Origin of the sequence: Bacteroides sp. OM05-12 (genome assembly GCF_003438995.1) — a bacterium.
In the GTDB taxonomy this organism is placed as follows: Bacteria; Bacteroidota; Bacteroidia; order Bacteroidales; family Bacteroidaceae; genus Bacteroides.
On the sequence record NZ_QSUN01000004.1, the window covers coordinates 117,434 to 140,768 of the forward strand.

Annotated in this window: 13 protein-coding genes; 6 read left to right on the forward strand and 7 right to left on the reverse strand. The window is 39.5% G+C overall.

The features are described from left to right. The first annotated feature begins 33 nt into the window (after positions 1-33). The 4 genes from DXB63_RS05215 (at position 34) to DXB63_RS05230 (ending at position 5,416) form a co-directional block, all read left to right on the forward strand. Positions 34-1,029 carry an HlyD family secretion protein gene (locus tag DXB63_RS05215; RefSeq protein ID WP_122125340.1) on the forward strand — a complete coding sequence of 332 codons (996 nt, stop codon included), beginning with the start codon at positions 34-36 and terminating at the stop codon, positions 1,027-1,029. Between the two features lie 5 nt (positions 1,030-1,034). Beyond that, a complete protein-coding gene (locus DXB63_RS05220) occupies positions 1,035-2,216 on the forward strand; it encodes an ABC transporter permease (protein ID WP_122125341.1) in 1,182 nt (393 codons plus the stop codon). Positions 2,217-2,225: 9 nt separating this feature from the next. Further along, positions 2,226-3,476, forward strand: coding sequence for an ABC transporter permease (locus tag DXB63_RS05225; RefSeq protein WP_122125342.1), 1,251 nt, complete (start codon positions 2,226-2,228; stop codon positions 3,474-3,476). Positions 3,477-3,586: 110 nt separating this feature from the next. Further along, positions 3,587-5,416: an ABC transporter ATP-binding protein gene (locus DXB63_RS05230; RefSeq protein ID WP_122125503.1), complete on the forward strand. Its 1,830-nt coding sequence runs from the start codon at positions 3,587-3,589 to the stop codon at positions 5,414-5,416. A gap of 87 nt (positions 5,417-5,503) precedes the next feature. Here DXB63_RS05230 and DXB63_RS05235 read toward each other — a convergent pair whose 3' ends face one another. Next, the gene (locus DXB63_RS05235; RefSeq protein ID WP_122125343.1) at positions 5,504-6,997 is read right to left on the reverse strand and encodes a glycoside hydrolase family 10 protein; all 1,494 of its coding nucleotides are present in this window, start codon (positions 6,995-6,997) and stop codon (positions 5,504-5,506) included. A 119-nt stretch (positions 6,998-7,116) separates the two neighbouring features. On the opposite strand from DXB63_RS05235, the gene uvrA reads away from it, so the two are divergent. After that, positions 7,117-9,924, forward strand: a complete 2,808-nt coding sequence (gene uvrA / locus DXB63_RS05240; protein WP_122125344.1) for an excinuclease ABC subunit UvrA — start codon at positions 7,117-7,119, stop codon at positions 9,922-9,924. Positions 9,925-9,976: 52 nt separating this feature from the next. Here uvrA and DXB63_RS05245 read toward each other — a convergent pair whose 3' ends face one another. The 6 genes from DXB63_RS05245 to DXB63_RS05270 all read right to left on the reverse strand — a co-directional run bounded on the left by DXB63_RS05245 (position 9,977) and on the right by DXB63_RS05270 (position 21,286). Beyond that, entirely contained in the window at positions 9,977-12,052 is a 2,076-nt protein-coding gene (locus DXB63_RS05245; RefSeq protein ID WP_122125345.1) for a glycoside hydrolase family 172 protein, read from the reverse strand. Between the two features lie 59 nt (positions 12,053-12,111). After that, positions 12,112-13,362 carry a T9SS type A sorting domain-containing protein gene (locus tag DXB63_RS05250; RefSeq protein ID WP_122125346.1) on the reverse strand — a complete coding sequence of 417 codons (1,251 nt, stop codon included), beginning with the start codon at positions 13,360-13,362 and terminating at the stop codon, positions 12,112-12,114. A gap of 31 nt (positions 13,363-13,393) precedes the next feature. Then, positions 13,394-14,941, reverse strand: coding sequence for a glycoside hydrolase family 32 protein (locus tag DXB63_RS05255; RefSeq protein WP_122125347.1), 1,548 nt, complete (start codon positions 14,939-14,941; stop codon positions 13,394-13,396). 71 nt (positions 14,942-15,012) lie between these two features. Further along, positions 15,013-16,401: a DUF4960 domain-containing protein gene (locus DXB63_RS05260; protein ID WP_122125348.1), complete on the reverse strand. Its 1,389-nt coding sequence runs from the start codon at positions 16,399-16,401 to the stop codon at positions 15,013-15,015. Positions 16,402-16,419: 18 nt separating this feature from the next. Then, entirely contained in the window at positions 16,420-18,126 is a 1,707-nt protein-coding gene (locus tag DXB63_RS05265; protein ID WP_122125349.1) for a RagB/SusD family nutrient uptake outer membrane protein, read from the reverse strand. A gap of 31 nt (positions 18,127-18,157) precedes the next feature. Then, entirely contained in the window at positions 18,158-21,286 is a 3,129-nt protein-coding gene (locus tag DXB63_RS05270; RefSeq protein ID WP_122125350.1) for a TonB-dependent receptor, read from the reverse strand. A gap of 238 nt (positions 21,287-21,524) precedes the next feature. On the opposite strand from DXB63_RS05270, the gene DXB63_RS05275 reads away from it, so the two are divergent. Continuing rightward, positions 21,525-23,324: a DUF4980 domain-containing protein gene (locus DXB63_RS05275; RefSeq protein ID WP_122125504.1), complete on the forward strand. Its 1,800-nt coding sequence runs from the start codon at positions 21,525-21,527 to the stop codon at positions 23,322-23,324. The last annotated feature ends 11 nt before the right edge of the window (positions 23,325-23,335 follow it).

A 23,335-nucleotide genomic window follows, 5' to 3' on the forward strand; every position in this document is an offset into this window, starting at 1 on the left:
ATATTATAAACGAATAATTAAAAGCATAAAAATATGACATCACAGAGAAGATCACAAAACAGTAATATGCTGCTCGCATTCCTCACCTTGCTGGGGGTTATTGCATTAGTCGCTTTAGTAGGTTTCTTCATGTTACGAAAAGGACCTGAAATCATTCAAGGACAAGCTGAAGCAACAGAGTACCGTGTATCAAGTAAAGTGCCCGGCCGTATACTTGAACTTAAAGTTAAAAAAGGAGAACAAGTCAAGGCAGGAGATACACTTGCCATCCTCGAAGCTCCGGACATTCTGGCTAAAATGGCACAGGCACAGGCTGCTGAAGCCGCAGCACAGGCACAAAACGAAAAAGCGATAAAGGGTGCCCGTAGTGAACAGATACAAGCAGCTTATGAAATGTTGCAAAAAGCAAAGGCAGGAAGAGAAATTGCCGAAAAATCATACAACCGAGTAAAAAGGTTATATGAACAAGGTGTAATGTCTGCCCAGAAAATGGATGAAGCATCCGCACAATATAATGCGGCCATTGCTACGGAAAAAGCAGCCGATGCACAATACACAATGGCCAAAAACGGTGCGGAACGTGAAGAAAAGATGGCCGCCGCCGCATTAGTTGAACGTGCAAAAGGTGCAGTAGCCGAAGTTCAATCCTATGTTAAGGAAACGTATTTGATTGCACAGGCAGACGGTGAGGTATCCGAAATATTCCCTAAAATGGGAGAACTCGTCGGAACAGGCGCACCGATTATGAATATCGTTGAACTTTATGATATGTGGATCAGCTTCAACGTACGTGAAGATTTACTGAAAGATCTGACTATGGGAGCAGAATTCGAAGCTATCGTTCCGGCATTGGATAATAAAGTCATCAAATTGAAAGTAAATTACATGAAAGACTTAGGTACTTATGCTGCATGGAAAGCAACAAAAACCACCGGTCAATTCGATTTGAAAACGTTTGAAGTTCGCGGTGTTCCCATGGAACCGGTTGAGAACCTACGTCCGGGAATGTCGGTTATCATTAAGAAATAAAGTATATGAACAAGAAACAAAAGAAGCATATCTGCCTTTGGCTTGTCATGAAGCGCGAATGTCGACGCCTCGTGTCAAGACCGCTATATCTCTTTTGTATGGTATTGGCTCCGTTGTTCTGCTATATCTTCTTTACCACGCTGATGGATTCGGGACTTCCCACAGACTTACCTGTCGGTGCAGTAGATTTAGATAACTCGTCAACGTCACGTAATATCATCCGCAACCTCGATGCTTTCCAACAAACCCATATTGTAGCCCATTATGAAAGTTTCGACGAAGCGCGTATCGCAGTACAAGAAGGAAAGATATACGGTTTTTTCTATATTCCGAAGGATATGTCGCAAGATGCTGTCAGCAGTCGCCAACCGAAGATTTCATTTTACACCAACAACTCTTACCTGATAGCCGGTTCGTTATTGTTTCGTGATATGAAAATGATGTCCGAATTGGCAAGCGGAGCGGTAGGTCGTGCCAGCCTATATGCCAAAGGGGCAACGGAAGAAGAAGCAATGTCGTTTTTGCAACCGATTGTCATAGATACACATGCCATTAACAATCCGTGGCTGAATTATTCCGTTTATTTGTGTAACACGATATTACCAGGAATACTGATGTTGTTGATCTTCATGACGACCGTTTACTCCATCGGAGTCGAATTGAAAGAGAAGACCTCACGGGAATGGTTACGGATGGGACATAACTCAATGTACGTCTCTTTATGGGGAAAGTTGTTGCCACAAACAATCATCTTTTTCATTATGAGTATTTTTTATAATGTGTATCTATACGGATACCTGCACTTCCCATGCAATAGCGGTATTTTCCCGATGATATTGGCATCGCTGCTGATGGTACTGGCTTCACAAGCCTGCGGAGTATTTATGATAGGTATGCTGCCAACCTTACGTTTAGGACTTAGCTTCGCATCACTTTGGGGGGTTATTTCTTTTTCCATTTCCGGATTCTCATTTCCGGTCATGGCTATGGATCCAACCTTGCAGGCTTTATCCAACTTGTTCCCGCTCAGGCATTATTTTCTGATTTATGTAGATCAGGCATTGAACGGATACAGTATGGCCTATTCATGGTTCTCTTATTTGGCATTACTATTATTTCTGTTCTTGCCATTCATTATTATGAACCGACTTAAAGAAGCGATGATTTATTATAAGTATATACCTTAATATATAACAATGAAAGAGCAATCATTTAAAGAAAAGACAAAACAAGGTATCTACGATCTGTTCTATATTTGGAAACAGGAGTTCCGCAGTACTTTCAAAGATCAGGGGGTATTGATATTCTTCGTGCTCGTACCACTACTCTATCCACTCCTTTATTCATTCATTTATACAAATGAAGTGGTTAGGGATGTGCCTGCCGTAGCAGTGGATGACTCTCGAAGCTCACTAAGCCGGGAATATCTGCGAAAAGTAGATGCCTCGCCTGATGTTAAAATAGTAGCATACAGTTCAGATATGGAAGAAGCCAAAGAAATCATGAAAAAAGGATTGGCATACGGCATCATCTATATACCGAAAGACTTCAGCAGTGATATTGCGAAAGGTACTCAAACCCACGTAAGTATCTATTGCGACATGAGCGGTTTGCTTTATTACAAGAGTCTTCTTTCCGCCAATACATTCGTATCATTGGATATGAATAAAGACATAAAGGTCATGCGGGCAGGAAATACGACCGACCAACAGGATGAAATAACCACACAGCCGATTGAGTATGAAGACATTGCTTTATTCAATTCCCAGAATGGTTTTGCCAGTTTTCTTATCCCTGCAGTATTAATGCTTATCATTCAGCAGACATTATTGCTCGGTGTAGGATTGTCGGCAGGGACAGCACGTGAGAACAACCGTTTCAAGAATCTGATTCCGATCAACAGACATTATAACGGAACACTCCGTATTGTTTTCGGAAAAGGATTAAGTTACTATATGGTCTATGCTCTCGTTACAGTCTATATGCTCTGTGTTGTACCGCGGCTATTTAATCTGGTACAAATAGCTGACCCTGCCACACTGATATTATTCATGCTTCCTTACTTGTCTGCATGTATTTTCTTTGCCATGACTGCTTCGATAGCCATACGTAACCGTGAAACTTGTATGCTGATATTCGTATTTACATCCGTTCCATTGTTATTCATTTCCGGCATTTCATGGCCCGGAGCTGCCATACCCGATTTCTGGAGGTATATTTCCTATATATTCCCCTCAACATTCGGTATCAACGGATTCGTGCGAATCAACAGTATGGGGGCCACATTGAGTGAGGTAAGCACCGAGTATCAGGCACTTTGGTTACAAGCGGGCATCTATTTCATCACCACCTGCTGGGTATATCGCTGGCAGATACTGCAAAGTAGAAAAGATATACTCGAGCGATATAAAGAGATGAAGATGAAGATGAAAAGAGAAAAAGCATAACTCATAAAACGGTAAATAGCGGATAGATATTCACTATTTACCGTTTATAGTTTACGGTTCACCGTTTATTTCTTATCTTTGCGCCCTTACTATTTTCATAAATTTATATGATGAAAGAATTTATACTTATTCTGAAACGTTTTGTTTCTCCCTATAAAAGATACTTAGTCCTTACTATCGTATTTAATTTCCTGTCGGCAATCTTAAACATCTTTTCTTTTTCACTTATTATCCCCATCTTGCAGATACTGTTTAAGTTATCCAACGATACTTACACATATATCCCATGGGATTCGGCTGTAAGTATGAAAGATATTGCCATTAATAATTTCTACTATTACGTAACCAGCCTTATCCAGCAATTCGGAGAGAGTACCACCCTGCTTATTCTAGGACTTTTTCTTGCCGTTATGACTTTCTTGAAAACTGGAAGTTATTTCCTTTCATCCGCAATGGTTATACCCATTCGCACCGGCGTGGTACGTGATATCCGCAACCAATTATATAAAAAGATACTGTCACTTCCTCTCGGTTTCTTCTCCGAAGAGCGAAAAGGAGATATCATAGCCCGTATGAGCGGAGATGTACAAGAAGTGGAAAACTCCATCATGAGCTCGCTGGATATGTTGTTTAAGAATCCTATTCTTATCATCGCTTATTTCGGCACGTTAATAGCTGTAAGCTGGCAGCTTACTATCTTTACCTTAATCGTACTACCAGGTATGGGGTGGTTGATGGGAACCGTGGGTAGAAAGCTGAAAAAGAAATCTTTACTGGCTCAGTCACAATGGAGTGATTTAATGTCTCAGGTAGAAGAAACACTCGGCGGTTTGCGTATCATCAAAGCATTCAACGCCCAACAAAAAATGGCCAGCCGTTTCGTCAAGGCAGACGACACTTATCGCAACACCATCAGCCGTGTGAATACCCGTCAGCAGTTGGCGCATCCGATGAGTGAGTTTCTCGGCACTGTACTCATTGTCATTGTACTCTGGTTTGGAGGTACACTTATCTTACATAATAACTCATCTATCGACGCTCCTTCTTTCATCTTCTATCTGGTAATGCTCTACAGCCTGATAAACCCCTTGAAAGAGTTCTCGAAAGCCAGCTACAACATACCGAAAGGACTTGCTTCAATGGAACGTATCGATAAGATTCTCCTTGCAGAAAACACGATGAAAGAGAGTAGCAACCCGGTACATATCGACTCATTGAAAGAAAAAATAAAATACAAGGATATTTCTTTCAAATATGAGAACAAATGGGTATTGAAGCATGTGAACCTTACCATCGAAAAAGGAAAGACCGTTGCGTTGGTAGGACAATCCGGTTCCGGCAAATCGACCCTTGTTGATCTGCTTCCCCGTTACTACGATGTACAGGAAGGTGAAATCCTGATAGACGGTATCAATATAAAAGATACAACCCTGTTAGATCTGAGGAGTTTGATGGGAAATGTCAATCAAGAAGCTATTCTTTTCAACGATACATTCTTCAACAATATTTCTTTCGGAGTAGAAAATGCTACGATGGAACAAGTAATCGAAGCTGCCAAGATAGCTAATGCGCATGAATTCATTATGGCTAGCGAAAATGGCTACGACACGATGATAGGCGACCGTGGAGGAAAACTCTCCGGCGGACAACGTCAACGTATCAGTATAGCGCGCGCCATCTTAAAGAATCCTCCTATTTTAATATTGGACGAAGCAACCTCCGCCCTTGATACGGAATCTGAAAAGATGGTACAGGAAGCATTGGAAAACTTAATGAAAAACCGTACGACAATTGCTATTGCCCATCGCCTATCCACCATCCGCAATGCAGATGAGATATGTGTGCTACACGAGGGAGAGATTGTAGAACGTGGCAAACATGATGAATTGCTTGCTCTAAACGGTTATTACAAGAAACTTTGCGATATGCAACAAGTATAAGCCATAAATACTTTCTATTCAACATACGGTCCGTTGATTACAAACTCCTATCGTTTGCAAACAATCGACCGTATCTTTAAAATACATCTATAGTTTTACTTTCTTCGCTTTTGCTTTCGACTCATTATGCAAACGGTCTAATGCCGTAACCACATAACGATATCTCGTCTTACCGTTTTCATAAGGAAGTTTATAATAAGGATTGCGCGTTATAGCAACAATCTTAGACGGATCATTCAAATTCACTTTCTCCTTATTCCCAAAACGATAAACAACAAATTGCACCGCTTTGTCCATTTCATCTTTTGCCTCCGGTGCTTTCCAGAAAAGAATAAGTCCGTCTTCCGTCCACACGTCTTTCAGTTTACTTACCTGTTTCGGAGCTTTATCATCTATAAATGCGAAAACAGGAGGAAGAGCCGGGAATCTATGATAACTGCGTATCAACATATCACGATAATTTCCCGCATTGGCGACAACCTCAACAGCAGGCCACTGGCAACTTCCACCAATAGCAGGATAGGCACGTTGCAATTCCATCTTACGAGGCATCTGATTGATCGAAGGATTCTGCAAATCTGCTTTCTGTACAGTTCTCAATACGTCTTGTCCTATAAACAAAGGTCTTTTGAAAGCATGCTTTGCCCACCAGCCTACCAATGTTTCATAATCAGCTGCCGGATGCCCTATTTCCCAATAAACCTGCGGGATTGTATAGTCCACCCATCCGTTATTTATCCACAAAAGTATGTCGGCATAAAGATCATCATAGTTCTGAAGCCCTTTGGTATCGCTTCCATTCGGATCACTTTTTTTATTCCGGTAGATGCCGAAAGGCGATATACCAAACTTCACCCAAGGCTTCTCCGTATGAATCAACTCATGCAATTCTTTCACAAGTACATTCACATTATCACGACGCCAGTCTTGCTTATTACTGAACCCCATGCCATAACGGGCAAAGCTCAGATTATCAGGAAAGTCTTGTCCGGCTATGGGATAAGGATAAAAATAGTCATCCATATGAATTGCATCCACGTCATACCGATCAACAATATCTTTCATTACCTTACATATATATTTGCGTGATTCGGGAAGTCCCGGATCAAAGTAAAGTTGATTGCCATACTGTAAAAACCATTCGGGATGTTGCCAATAGATATGTGTCGGGGCCAACTCCGATTTCAAATTCGTTTTCACCCGATAAGGGTTCACCCAAGCATGAAACTCCATACCTCTCTTATGGCATTGTTCAATCATAAAAGCCATCGGGTCCCACAACGGGCTTGGTGCCTGCCCCTGCTTTCCCGTCAAGAAACGACTCCATGGCTCAATATTAGAGATATAAAGTGCATCTGCTTCCGGACGAACTTGGAATATTATGGCATTTATACCCGCCTCTTGTAAACTGTTTAATTGTTCGATGAGAAGTTTTTGCATTTCAGCCGTACCCATTCCTTTATAATGACCGCTTACAGTGTGCATCCATGCACCGCGAAATTCACGTTTAGGCGATAATTGCGCCATTAGCGGAAACATGACAAACAAGAAAACTAATAAGGCGTATGTCTTTAGTTTCATAACTTTTAGGATATATTAATTGGTTGAGCGGCAAAGATACACGTTTTACTTTAAACAAAGCTATACAATGCACGGAATTTATGTGTAACTTTGCAAGTCCAAATCTATAAGGTATTTATATGTCAGAAAATAAATATATATCCATCAAAGGAGCACGCGTCAATAACCTAAAAAACATCAGTGTAGACATTCCCCGAAATAAGTTGATAGTAGTCACCGGACTTTCCGGTTCCGGCAAATCATCTTTGGCATTTGATACACTTTACGCAGAAGGGCAACGCCGCTATGTAGAGAGTTTATCGTCATACGCACGGCAGTTTCTCGGAAGAATGAGTAAACCGGAATGTGATTTCATTAAGGGGATTCCGCCTGCCATTGCCATCGAACAAAAAGTAAACAGCCGCAACCCACGTTCTACTGTGGGTACTTCTACCGAAATATATGAATACCTACGTTTGCTGTATGCTCGGGTAGGCAAAACTTATTCTCCTATCAGTGGAAACCTGGTAAAGAAACATACCACCGAAGACATTGTAAACTGCATGCTCGCTTATCCGGCAGGAACACGATATACCATCCTGACTCCTATCTTCTTACGTGAAGGCAGAACTCTTTGCCAACAATTGGAAATGGATTTAAAACAAGGTTTCAACCGTATAGAAGTAGATGGAGAGATTGTTCGTATCGAAGATATTCTGGCACAGGGAGAAGAAGATTTTCGCAAAAATCACCCCAATAACGAAAATATATTCTTATTGATAGACCGTATGGTATCCGACAGCAGCAAAGATAGCATCAGCCGCTTGACGGACTCCGCAGAAACCGCATTCTATGAGGGTGACGGCAATTGTTTTTTGCGTTTTTATACGGAAGAAGAAACAAAACTATACACTTTCAGCAAAAAGTTCGAGGCAGACGGAATGACGTTTGACGAGCCCAACGACCAAATGTTTTCATTCAACTCCCCGATAGGTGCGTGCCCTAAGTGTGAAGGATTCGGAAAAGTGATAGGAATTGACGAAAGCCTTGTCGTTCCCAATCGTTCACTCAGCGTATATGACGGTGCTATCGTATGCTGGCGAGGAGAAAAAATGGGTGAATGGAAAGATGCCTTAATACACTCTGCTGCATTGTTCGATTTCCCTATATTTAAACCTTATTATGAACTGACAGATGAAGAAAGACAGGTTCTTTGGGAAGGTAATCAATATTTTCATGGCATTAACGACTTCTTCCATATGCTGGAAGAAAATCAATATAAGATACAAAACCGGGTTATGCTAGCACGCTATCGGGGAAAGACCATTTGTCCGATATGTCATGGAACACGTTTGAAAAAGGAAGCAGGCTACGTCAAAGTCGGAGAACACTCCATATCCGAATTGGTAGATTTACCGATACATGACTTAAAAGCCTTTTTCGATAACCTCAAACTCGACGAACACGACACAGCCATCGCCAAACGTATACTCACGGAAATAAACAATCGGATTAACTTCCTGATAGATGTAGGTTTGAGCTATCTGACCCTGAACCGCTTAAGTAATTCCCTATCCGGTGGCGAAAGCCAACGCATCAACCTGGCAACATCTTTAGGCAGTAGCCTGGTAGGTTCATTATATATTTTGGATGAACCCAGCATCGGACTTCATTCGAGGGATACAGACCGATTAATAAAAGTTTTACGCCAACTACAACAGTTAGGAAATACAGTGGTCGTTGTGGAACATGACGAGGAAATAATCCGTGCTGCCGATTACATTATTGATATAGGACCAAAAGCCGGACGTCTTGGAGGAGAGATTGTCTATGAAGGTGATATGAAAGACCTGAAAAAAGGGACTAACAGCCACACTGTAAAATATCTGTTAGGAGAAGAATTAATAGAATTGCCTTCACATCACCGTCTCTGGAACAGTTACATAGAAATAAAAGGAGCAAGAGAGAACAACCTGAAAGGTATTGATGTACGATTTCCTTTAAACGTGATGACCGTAGTAACCGGAGTAAGCGGTTCGGGCAAATCAACATTGGTCAGAGATATCTTCTACAAGGCATTAAAAAGAGAATATGATGAAAGCAGTGAGCGCCCGGGAGAGTTTGTCTCTTTAGAAGGTGATGTGCAAATGGTCAAAGATATTGAGTTCGTCGACCAGAATCCTATCGGCAAATCATCCCGTTCCAATCCGGTAACTTATGTCAAAGCATACGATGAAATCCGTAAACTCTTTGCAGACCAACCACTCGCCAAACAAATGGGATATTCTCCTTCCTATTTCTCCTTCAATATGGAAGGAGGCCGATGTGAGGAATGTAAAGGTGATGGTACTGTAACAGTAGAAATGCAGTTCATGGCAGATTTGGTATTGGAATGTGAATCATGTCATGGTAAACGTTTCAAGAACGATACACTTGAAGTAAAATTCAAAGATAAGAATATCTATGATATACTGGAAATGACCGTTAATCAAGCAATCGAGTTCTTTACTGAAAATGGTCAGAAGAAAATAGTAAAAAAGTTACAGCCACTACAAAGCGTAGGATTAGGCTATATCAAATTAGGACAATCGTCATCGACTCTCTCCGGAGGTGAAAATCAAAGGGTAAAACTAGCTTATTTTCTTAGCATCGAGAAAGCAGAACCTACGATTTTCGTATTCGACGAACCTACTACCGGATTGCATTTCCATGATATAAAGAAACTGCTGGAAGCTTTCGACGCTTTAATTTCCCGAGGACATACCGTTATTATTATTGAGCATAATATGGATGTCATTAAATGTGCAGACCATATCATTGATCTCGGACCGGAAGGCGGGAATATGGGCGGACATTTGGTTGTTGCCGGAACACCCGAAGAAGTAGCGGCTTGCGGTGCATCTTATACAGGACAATTCCTAAAAGAAAAACTATTTGATATAGGTTAAAACAAAGAGTCCTTATTTCCATACTCGGAATAAGGACTCTTTTCTTAATCAACTACTTCAAAAGCATGCAGTCTAACCCAAAAACATTTCCTGTACCCCGAACCTTTTCATTTTGACCTATTAATTCTATTCTCAAGCATATCTTTCCATCTGACGGGATATAATTTCCAAGTTTGATAGCTCCTGAATTAACGACTCCAAACTCTGGAGCACTGCATCCATCAAATTCCACATTTGACTTCTGACCATTGATAGAAAAGCCCAATACTCCGTAGTCCGGAGCTTTTGTACCATAAACAATGACTTCATAAGGTCTGCTTTCCAATGAATCAAATTCATATTCCAAGAAACTGCCAACTTTCCCATGCGTACAAATTAGCTGTTTACTTCCACTCCATTTTCCATCGGGAAAAGTTAGCATCCCTTGCGCATCTAGAAACAAGTCATCGGATTTCGCAATCGGTTTCAGTTTCTCAAACTCTATAACATCATCTGCAATCTTATAAGCAGCAGGATCTTCCGGTTGGGGCAAAAGAGTGCGCAATGTTTCTTCTACCGGAGTGCATCCTTCTGCGGTTGCATTTAAATCACCATACCAAAATACAGTAGTGGCATAATCTACCTCACCGGATATCCAACTCAACATTTCAATATCAAAACGTAACTTTTTATTAAATGGTATCTGATCTAAGTTACGCGTACGGAAGAATGTATTATAGCCGATAGATGTTTCTGCATCAGCACGCGTTGCTCCTCCGAACGGAGTATAAAAAGGAATAACCGGAGCCCAGGAACAATTATAATAATCCTCTGTACCTGTACCGAAATGAGAAGGAAAATCCTTATCATCGTCTACCCATATCTTTTCATCTCCTTCTCCATACCATGCCAACGTATGATTAAACAAAGAAAGCACATCTCCACGATAAACTCCTCTACCATTCAATGTCGTAAAGTTCCATTCTACACATGCAGACTCATTATCCGGATTTGACTCCACATGAATCCCATTTTCCTGCTTCCAAGAAGTATGAAAATAAAGACTTCTTTCATCCCAATTCCAAACATCCGTGCATACCTTAACAACCGTCTTAACCGGAGAATCAGACAGATTAACCAACTTGAAAGTTGCCTCTTTTTGATAAGGCATCACCCAACGGCTGGTTACATTTCCTTTTCCATCAGCAGATAAGAACCAGCTATCAGATTGACGTGCCCCCATACCTGCACCGGAGAAATCGCTTAATGGAACGACAACCGTTTCAACTCCGTCAAACTCAATCTTAATAATCAGCTCACGCATCACTTGTTCATATTTCAAGCTGTCCACTTGGGCATTTATCTCCAATGTATGCAATGCATTTGCACCTTCCGGTAAGGCAATTAATAATGAATCTTTAGCTATCAATGTTTTGGACTCTTCCAATAACTTCCCATTCAGAGAAGAAGGATGTTTCAAAAGGATAGAATCGACTTTTAAAATATGGTTTCTGTTCTTTTTTACCAGTTCCTCCGAAAAAGTTTCTATACGTGTCCCAACAGGATATTTCCGATAGTTAATACCATAATACTTTGGAGACGGTTCTATGGAATCCGGTAATTCGAAAGTGATTTTACATCCGTCACCATAAGGTATCGGTAAAAACAAGGTATTGCCTCCTTTACCATCCGGCGTATAATTAGGATGAGCTTGCAACAATCCTTCTCCTATACCTAATCCGGTACGAAGTAAATCATAAGCAGGAATTTCCCATTGTGCATTTTTTGCATGATTAAAATAGAAACGCATGGTACCACGCTTATCCATTGTTGTCAGCCAAAAGCGAGTAATGACTCCGGGACCATCTTGATCAAATAAAACATTTTCTTTCCTACCATTAAGCGTATCCACCCGAATAATACCGAATCCGTCATTATTCGCAAACCAGCCTACTGAGTCCGGATGAACAGATCTTCTGTCATAACTACTCTCTTGACGACAGGAAAAGGATATTACAGGATAGCGCGCAGCTTCCTCATAATCAATCATCTCATCCAATAGTGAGCTAAAAGTTATATCATATTTCTCTTGATTGCAAGAACTTACCAGCAAACAAAATAATATAAATAAGGTATGTAGATATTTCATAGTATTCTTTTAAAGAAGTGAAGAGTCATGAAAACTCTTCACCTCATTGTCAATCATGTTTATTCATTAATCATTTTCCGGACCGCAACCTTGCCTGTCGAATCCGTTTGACGTACAATATAAACCCCTTTCCCATAGTTCACAGGTATTACATTCTCCTCTGCTCCCCATGTTCCAACAAGTATACCATTCACATTATAAACTTCGGTCTTAACGATTTCAGCTTCATTCAATTCAGATAAAGAGATAGATGTAGTTCCATCAGACAAATAAAGTTCATCAACATAAATATCAATTGGATCAACAAAAGCCTCATCCTCTTTTGTATCGATAGCATGCGCCTGCAGAATAATAATTTGTAAAGGTTCACCTTCCAACACATCTTGAGGTATATCGAAATGGAGTTCTTGCCATGCTCCGACTTCAGTATAATCAGCAGTCAAAAGTTGTTTTTTAACTTCTCCCGGTGATTGTATTTCCAGACTTACCGGACCAGCTACACTCTTCTTCATCATCATTGTAAAATACTTGAAATCACTTAGATTAGTAACCTTAAAGTTTCGGTTGATTGCGCCGGAGAATAATTCATCCATCTTTTCTCTCTTAATCCACAAACATCTGTCCGTGTTGTTAATACCGGTCTTATCAGGATTATCCACAATCATCGCTTTTTTGCTAAACTCATCACTTGGGAAAGGCAGCCATCCCCCTGCAATCTTATCTTCACCATTAAAATAGAATCCAGGCATTGCTTTATGCAATGTTATCTCATCAGCATACATCACACAATCTTCGAAATCATCATTATTATTTTCATCTTCCCGATGAATTTCTATCAAGATTTTAGTCATACCTGTATCACCTAAACCAGCTACATTAATAACCGGAAAAACCAATCTTTGCCAAGAATCATCAGTTGCCGTGTATTCAGCGAAAATCATACTGCTACCTCCCGTAGGACTCTGTAATTCCAAACAAACTTTGCCAGGATAAGGCTTCTTTACCAACATTGATACCGAGTTGTAATCAGTAATATTAGGAACATTAAAACTCTCAGACAAAGCTCCTTCCCAATTCCAACCAATTTCATCTGACCCTCCGGTCTGTTTCGGACGCAACATTGATATACATTTATTTGTAGAATTAACCGCATCCTTAGATGGATTATCAACTTCCTGAACATTAGTAGGTCCGGCAAAGTTGTGCCATTCCACACCTGTCGTTTCATCACCATAAATCACTAAATCGTCCTGTGCTGAAACTGTAACTGTTGCAGCTAACGCAGCAATAAGTAAAAAAGTCTTCTTCATGTTAGTAATTTTTTAATTGTTAATAAAGGATTTATTCATATACTTTTATGTTAGAGAAAGATACTTCCGTACCTTTATCTGTAAAAATAGCCCACGGATTCTCCGGCATTTTATCAATGCGGTTTGAGAAAGCAACCTGTTCATTTACATACATCACACATACCGATTTCTCTACTACGATCTTTACATTAAACTGTTTGTTTGCAGGAATAGGTAAAGCTACATCCGTTTGTGTAGGATTCGTTCCACGAGTCAAATCATCTTTAGACATGATTATTTTCTTCGTTTTCATATCGAATCGAATGGAATATACCTCTGTCTTGTCATCACAAGCCCCAAAAGCAAAACCAAAGACATCGTCTTCACCCGTAGCCGTAATTGTCGCCTCTATTTTACAGGTCTTTGTCAAACGGGGAAAACTAACAGAAGCAGCATCCGTTAGAAGATAAGTATCGTCTTTACGAACAGCCTTGCCGGATTTATCAATCAAAACCGTCTTCTTCAAATTGGTAAATTTCCCATCAATCCCATCCGGAAGTTTCAGGCTTATGGTTCCATCGGAATTAAATAACATACGATGACAAACCAATGACCCTCCCCACTGATCAGGATCTCCATCTCCAATACGAGTGGGGCACCATCCTGCCAAATACCGCTCCGTTCCGTTAGACATCGTTTTTCCTGCATAGAATCCTATACCATCAAATATGTCATTGCCAGGCTTTATCCAAGGACCTTTTAATGATTTTGCGTAACGATAATGCACTTTGCGATCAGCGACGTTCGAATAAGTCAAATACCAATATTCACCTTCCTTAAAGACATCCGCACATTCCATCACCCATATCGAAGGATCAGTAAATAAAGGTTCTTGCAATTTCCAGGAAGATGCATCCTGTAAAGTTTTAGTTGTAAGAAGAGCCAAAGTAGCCCCGGCATTTGTATGCGTTGTTACTACCATCTTATACAATCCGTCTTCTTCATCATAAAACACATGCGGATCACGAAAATCATTTTCAACATAACCACTCTGTCCCCGAAGCGATAAATAGAAATTCTTCTCGCCTTTCTTTGTCCACGTTTTCATATCTTTTGAAGTGGTCAATAAAACGGCTTGTGTAGGAACTCCCATCGCCTGCCAATTCCATTGATGTCCGGTATAAAAAGCACAATATTCACCCGTTTCCCGATCTTTTATCACTCCCCCCGTACCCAAAGCAACATCCTGTTCATTTTCCTTTCCACAAGGGATTACTTCACCACCAAAAGTGAAAGATGACAAATCAGTGGAGTAAACCATGTGCCATGGATGTAAGAATGGAAATCCCGAACGCCAATCTTGCAAATAAAATACATAGAATGTCCCATTATCATAAAATGGAATAGGATCACCAACCCACCCACTAGCAGGTTTATACCATGTACTATAAGCTCCTTTCTCATTTGCAGACTTACAATCAGTCGTTTTGTCTACCTCCTCGTTCTTATTATCATCATCACCAGGAGTTGAGTCATTACTTCCACAAGCCCATAAATTAAATGACACAAAAATGAAAAAAGCATAGATATATTTCTTCATAAGATATTATTTTAATAATTCTATTTTGAAACCGTCTCTATTCCGATAGAATAAAGACGGTTTTATTCATTCTACTTACTTAGATATTCAAAAATGTTCTGCGTTATCTTTTCTATGTTGGAATAATATGAATTGGCCGAAGTACTCTCTTTTTCATAATACCAATCATATGAAGGTGCACCGATACACACAGCAGAACCTTTCCCACCATCTACTCCATCAAAAACAGATATGGCAACCTTTTCATTACAATCATTATCCCAGTTAAAGGATGCAAGCGGAGTTCCTCCTGTTTTTGCAGACCAATCAGACCAACTTTGTGTATATGGCGCAACAAGATCCCACGGACAACCAATATTTCTACGCCATGATATTTCTTTTCCTATAAACCAAATTACCGGCCAAGATTGAGTTATATTATCAATAACAAGATCTTTATAAATAGGATGTGACTCACAGCCCGTAATAGCAACACCCCAATTCTCGCCGGGCGCATTCACTTGCCCTGCATCCCCAAAACTGCCAAAAGCATTGTTAGGAATATATGCAGAAGGAGTAATACCCAAACTACCGGTATAAAGGCAAGCTGTTCCTGAAAGGAATACATTACCTCCGTTACTATAGAAATCTTTAATCGCATTAGTAACGGTCTTGTTGGCAGCTATTGCCGGCAATGTATTTGTTTGCTCATAATGGAACCAAACAGCAGTAAATTGATTCAATGAAACAGAACCGTCTTTCAAAGATTCCAACGATATATATCTGCTGTTTGGAATATTTTGTAACATCCATTCCGCAGCAGTTCGCTCATCCGCATTTGATAACCCGTCAACAGTTTCGCTTGTTCCAAGAAATGCATACGCATGGTCACTCTGAATCACAGTTACCTCATACTTAAATGTTTCATTCATATAACTTAATGTATAAACCACCGGATTCGTGAAGTCCTGAATCTTTGAGTCTTCCGGAGTTATGGTAGCTCCTTCAGTATACTCTATTGTAGGAATCATTTTCGTAATATCAATGGTAGTCGGTACTGTCACACTGATTTTATTATTCACCTGATCAATTGTTCCGCTATACTTACCATTCAAAATAAACTTTGTAATCTTAGCACTAAGCACTTCAACAGAAACCTCATAAGTATTATATAAATTGCCATTCACAATTTTATACTCCACAGAATTGGAGAAGTTCTGTACAATATCAGCCGCAGGAGTGACTGTTGCACCATCAGCTACTTTAATAGAAGGAGTCAATGCAGATATATCAGTCTTAGGAGGAAGTACCACCTTGATTTTCATTGCCTCATTATCAATCTCACCTTGTGCACCATTTATGGAGAATTCGTGAATAGTCACATCCGCAGTTAAATCCAAAGATTCACGTTCTTCGTCGCAAGCTACCCAAACAAGACAGCACGCAAACAACATGATTGTCAGACTAAAATATTTTTTCATAAGTTGTTCATTTTAATGTTATTTCCATCCATAATTCTGTTTATACACATCCTTACTATATCCTATTTGTTGTTGAGGAATTGGAACATATTCATTCTTATTCTTTGTAAAAACAGCTTCTTTCAAGTAAGAGCGCCTTGCCCTTTCCGACTGGAAATATTTATTCATCACTTCATCAGCAATTCCCCAACGAACCAGATCAAAGAAACGCACATTCTCCATTGCAAACTCCAAACGACGTTCCCAACGCAATGCATAGCGAGCAAAGTTCTGATTCCATGTACAATTCTGTCCATCTTCATATAATGCGACTTCCATTACCGGCTTTAAATCCGGATCACTATAATTTACCAATCCATTGGCACTATCCTGAGCACGTTGGCGTATTTGATTAATCAACGGTAATGCTTCCGATTCACGATTCAATTCAATCAATGCTTCCGCTCTCATTAATATGACATCCGCAAAACGAATTAATATTTTATTCATGGAGTTTGCATAATATGGAGAAAGATTCACAAAACAATCACAAGAAGGATCAACATTTTCTTTCAAAGAAGCAAAGTTACCATACATCTCTGGATTACGATTCCAGGAATTCTGAAACAAAAGATCTTCATTATATTTATAAGGCAAACCATCTATGGCAACAGTATGAAACAAGCGTGGATCAGCAGCTTTTGACAATGAGTAATTCGCAATATCATAATTTTCGGAATAAGTACCATTATTCACCTTAAACATAGGAAGTCCTTTGTTTGTCTTAAAAGCATTTACCAAATTCTGACTCGGTTTATGGAAATCACAACACCCTAAACCTTGTGGTACCGCAAGGAAATCAGCAAAATTAAGATTCCCGAACATTGTTCCGTCATCTTTAGAAAATTGTATGGCAAAAACACTTTCTTTCCCATTTTCAAACTCCGGCAGGAAGTTAAATCCGAAATCTGATTCCAAACCATAATTGGACTTCATCACTTCACCTGTATATTCCACTACTTTATTCAAATCTTCTGCATTGATAGAAGTTACTTCATACTTTTCATTCTGACGGTAAGCCTTATACAAATATGCTTTTGCCAGATAAGCTGCAGCAGCATATTTATTAGCGCGCCCCAGATCAGCTTGTTTATCAGGTAAATTATCAAACGCAAACTTGAAATCCTCAATTATCTTATCCCATAGTTCTTCATCAGTCAACGCTACATTCGAAATTGTAGGATAGTCTTCTGTCGGAATGGTCTCGTCAACATAAGGAATGTGTTTGAAAAGAATTTTTAGCAAGAAATAAAAATGTCCTCTTAAGAAACGCATTTCTGCCTGACGAGTTACTTTATTAGGGAACTCTTTTTCCGATAACAGGTTCAATGCATTAAGGGCCGTATTGGCACGGGATATACCACAGTATTGTATAAACCAGTAACCATCCGGTTCACCAAACGTAGTAATAATATGGGTACCTGTCTCATAACAATGTTCCGTATAACCATCATTAGCTCCACCACCGCCTTTATAGGCATCATCCGAACGGACATCGCCCCAAGCCCATAATTTCACATCACGCATATTCATCAACGATGCATAAGCTGCATTACAAAACTTCTCCGCATCATTAGCCTGTTCAGGATCTAAGCCGCTTTGAGTTGCCACGTCCAAAAAATCCGAGCAAGATGTACTCAATAGCATCACTCCAATAAATCCAAGTATATATTTTATTTTTTTCATATCAGTATTAGCCTCTTTTTATTATTCATACTTAAAAACCAATATTTAATCCGACTGTAAAAGTCGTAGGTATCGGATATCCAAAAGCCGCATTTTCCGGATCCACACCGGAGAACTTCTTGCTTTTAATCGTAAACAAGTTTTGTCCACTCACGTAAATACGACATTTCTCCATATAGATTTTTTCCGTAAGTTTCTTTGGTAAAGTATATCCCAACTGTAAATTACGTAACTTCATGAAAGAACCGTTTTCAATAAAATAGGTAGATAAACGTCCTTCATCATTTGTGTTCAAAGCTGTTATAGCGGGAATATCCGAATTCGGGTTATTTGTGCTCCAAGCATTCAACAAACGTGTTCCTTTATTGGAGCGAACATCGTTTATACTCCAGAAATCAGTTTCGCTTTTCACTGAATAAGTATTTACATCAATACCTTGTACTCCATAAAAGAAAGCATTCAAATCAAAACCTTTATAGCTTAAATCAATGCTCAATCCATACATAAAATCCGGATGAGGAGAACCAATCCATGTACGGTCATCTTCGTCAATCTTTCCATCTTCATGCAAATCCCGATAACGAATGCGTCCTACACCTTCTCCACCATTCTGAGTGGCATGTTCAATAACTTCTTCTTCCGTACGGAATATTCCGTCAGCGATATAACCATAGAATGAATTAATAGGATGTCCCAGAATATTGTCTCCCTTACCATTACCTCCATAAGAGTTTTCTACATCAGCAGGCAGTTTCGTTACTTTATTACGATATCCCGATATATTACCTGTTATACCATAAGATAAACCAAAAGCTGTTTGATCACGATAACCTAAACTGATTTCAAAACCTTTATTCTCCATTGAAGCACCATTATACCAGCAGTAACCGCCTTCTCCGATAATACCTAAATAAGGAGGTTGTACAAGGATATCCTTTGTTTTCTTAATATAATATTCGGCAGTACCATACAATCTTTGATTAAAGAAGCCAAAATCAAGACCAATATTTGTTTGAGTCGTAGTTTCCCACTTCAAATCAGGATTTCCCTGTTGTGTTTTCTTATAACCGGACGGAAGTGTTGTTCCTCCCTTACCAGTCAAATCATAGGAAGTACCATTCAAAGAAGTCCATGTAGGATCTCCTGTTCCATAATCCGTAACATAAATTGTATGTACAGCAGTATTCGAAGTTTCCTGATTACCGGTTTGTCCCCATGCAAAACGAAGTTTTAAATCTGACAACCAGTTCTTTGTATCTTCCATAAACGCTTCCTCACTGATGCGATACCCCACAGAGAATGCAGGGAAAGTACCGAAACGGTTATTCTTACCAAAACGGGAAGAACCGTCATAACGTAAAGTGGCAGAAGCCAGATAACGGTTATCATACGCATAATTAACTTTACCGAAATAGGACAATAATGTATACCCCGATGCTGTTCCCGTAACTTTAGAAGTCCCGATTCCCATATCAGGCCACATCTGCTCCGGTGTTTCTATTAAGTAGTCATCCTTGTAAGCAGAAAAATCAATTGTTTCTTCTTTATACATTTCTACACCGACCAACACGTCAAAGTCATGTACTCCTATCTTTTTGGCATAACTTGCAGTATTACTCCATGTCCATTTAGTTGCATAAGATTCACCTAAGGTAACTGAGCTCAGATCATTATTCAAAGTACCGCTTACATAGCTATGCACCATATTCCGTTTGAAGAAATTCGTATAATCCAATCCAAAATTACTTTTTATATTTAACCCCTTAATCGGTTGCAAATTAATGTATGCATTACCAAATAGACGCCAATAAGCATACTTGTTATCTTTATTATCATAAAGTAAACGTGCCGGATTATGACGGTCATTCATTCCGGTAGTAGGTCCACCCCAGCCTTCACCATCGACTGTACGAACAGGAATTAGCGGAAGCGCTTTTAACGCCATATCCAAAATATTATCGTCCGGAATCTGAACTTCGGAAGTACGGTTTACTGAGAAATTCTCTCCAATGGTCAATATATCCTTAATTAAATGATAAGATGAATTCATACGTGCAGAGAAGCGTTCGAATGAAGTATAATTCAGAGTACCATCATTATTTAAATAACCTAAAGAAAAGAAATAATCACCTTTATCCGTACCGTTACTAACCGAGAGATTATAAGACTGTTGCAAACCATTGCGTGAAACAGCATCAAACCAATCGGTATCAGAAGTCAGCATTGTTTTATTAGTATCCAGATATTTCGGCAGATACATATTATATAATTCAGGATCACCATTATCATTATATCCCCAATTATAATTATAACCTATATTATTCTTATTCGGATCTTCCGAATTATTAACCGTAGCCTGCCATAGCGCCTGACCATACTCCTTGGCATTCATCACATCCAATTTATTCGTATAAAAAGACTGAGTTACATAAGTATCAAAGTTTAATTTGATCTTTCCCTCTTTTCCTTTTTTAGTAGTGACAATAATAACCCCATTAGCTGCACGGGAACCATAAATACTGGCGGCAGAAGCATCTTTCAATACTTGAATATTCTCAATATCATTGGAATTCAGTTCATGCATACCACCCCGAGTAGGCACACCGTCAATAACAAACAACGGATCATTATTATTTAATGTACCGATACCACGGATACGAATCGTAGCTGCACCACTCGGATTTCCGTTTGCAGTTACTTCCATACCCGGCACACGTCCCTGCAAGCCTTTAATCGGATTATTTTCTGCTGATTTCATCACATCTTCCATGGAAACAACTGTTATTGATCCCGTCAGGTCTGATTTCTTCTGAGTAGAATAGCCCGTTACTACAATTTGATCCAATTGATAATGATCCGGTTGCAAAGTGATGTCTACCTTATCACCTCCATTTACCCGTTTCTCCTGTTTCATCATACCGACCATAGAAAAGACCAATGTAGAAGTCGGATTCTTTAATTTAATAGAGTAATTACCGTCTATGTCAGTAATCGTCCCATTCGTTGTCCCTTTCTCCAGGACATTAACACCCGGTAATCCTTCTTTGTCTTCTGATGAGATTACCTTTCCAGTAACTATCTGAGCCACCATCCAGACAGGGAAAAGCAATAAAAGAAAAATCACCGTACCTCGCTTTGTTCTAAAAGTAACTTTCTTCATGTTTTTTATATTAGATTTAAAATTCACTTGGGCAAAAATAAGTCTTACTCATAAGACACACTATCACAAATGTTACAAATAATAGCATTTTTGAACAGAACAGACAACGATGAAGTTTCCCCAAAAACGATGTATCATTTATCATAATATATGAATCAAATATTATATGTTTATGCATTCTTTTGTCGTTTCTTTGCAACAAAAGAACATTCAGTCTAAAAACTTAAAAATAATATTTATGAGAACACAACATGGAAATTGGAAACCCATTTTAGTGAGCTTACTTTCCTCTTTCTTTATTCTGTCTTGTTATGCAGATAGTATGGACCTGACCATAAAACATCTGGGTGACGGACAAAGTATTGTCCGTGCCAATGAATCTAAACGATATTTATTACTTCCCATTGAAGAAAAGGCAGGAGAAGCCAAATTATATATGATATCAAATAATGATGTTATTAAAACAATAAATATTCGTCTGGCTATTAATAAGGTGGATTATTTTGTGCCTTTAGACTTATCCGCATATGAGGCTAAAAACCTCGGCTTTAACATCCAACTGGTTCCGGACTCGGCTTTATGTTGGAGGGAGATGAAGCTATCGGATACTTTTGATTCTTCGAATCGTGAAAAATATCGTCCGAAGTACCATTTCTCACCTGCTTACGGATGGATGAATGATCCGAACGGAATGGTTTATAAAGATGGAGAATACCATCTGTTTTATCAATATAACCCTTATGGCTCCATGTGGGGAAATATGCATTGGGGACATGCCATATCCAAAGACCTTATCACATGGACACACCAACCCGTAGCCATTGCCCCTGACGGCTTGGGAACAATATTCAGTGGAAGTTGCGTAATTGATAAAAACAATACAGCCGGTTTCGGAGCAAACGCGATAATCGCTTTCTACACATCTGCCGGTGAACGTCAATCACAAAGTATGGCTTACAGTCTCGACAACGGACGTACATTTAAGAAATACGAAAGAAATCCGATCCTGACATCTACTGTTCGTGATTTCCGTGATCCAAAAGTATTTTGGCATGAAGAAACATCCAAGTGGATTCTGATTCTGGCTGCCGGACAAGAAATGCAAATCTATTCATCTGCCAACCTGAAAGACTGGACGTTAGAAAGTACTTTTGGTGACGGACAAGGTGCACATGGTGGTGTTTGGGAATGTCCGGACCTTGTACAACTGCCGATAAAAGGAACTGATCTGAAAAAATGGGTACTGATTTGCAACTTAAATCCGGGCGGACCTTTCGGAGGATCTGCAACACAATATTTTGTCGGTACATTCGACGGTAAAACATTCAAGAACGAATCAGCTCCTGAAGTAACCAAATGGATGGATTACGGAAAAGACCATTATGCAACTGTTACGTGGAGCAACGCACCGGAGAACCGTCATATAGCTTTGGCATGGATGAGTAATTGGGAATATGCAAACGATGTACCGACAATGCAATTCCGTAGCAGTAACTCTGTTCCCCGTGATTTATCTTTATATACTCAAGACGATGAAATCTATCTGAGCTGCACTCCCAGCAAAGAGGTCGATGCCCTTCGCAGTAAGTTGGAAAAACAAAAATCATTCAAAGTAGAACGCACTTATAACTTAGGCGATATGTTTAAAACTCCTTGCGATGCTTATGAAATAGAACTTAACATCAAGAATCACGGAGCAGAAGTTATCGGTTTCCAACTCTTCAATGAAAAAGGAGAAGAGATAGATTGTTATTACAATTTGATTGAAAAAACATTTTCAGTGGATAGGACAAAAAGCGGTATCACAAATTTCAGTAAAAGTTTCCCTGCTGTAACAAGTGCTCCGATTGTCGTAGGAAGCACCTATAAGTTAAGACTGTTGGTAGACCGTGCAAGTATCGAAGCATTTGATGGTGACGGCAAATTCGCTATGACAAACTTGATATTCCCAACCGAACCTTACAAACGCTTGAGTTTCTACTCTAAAGGGGGAAAGTATGATGTCATTTCCGTTAAGGTATACAAATTAGGAGAATAACAAAAAATACA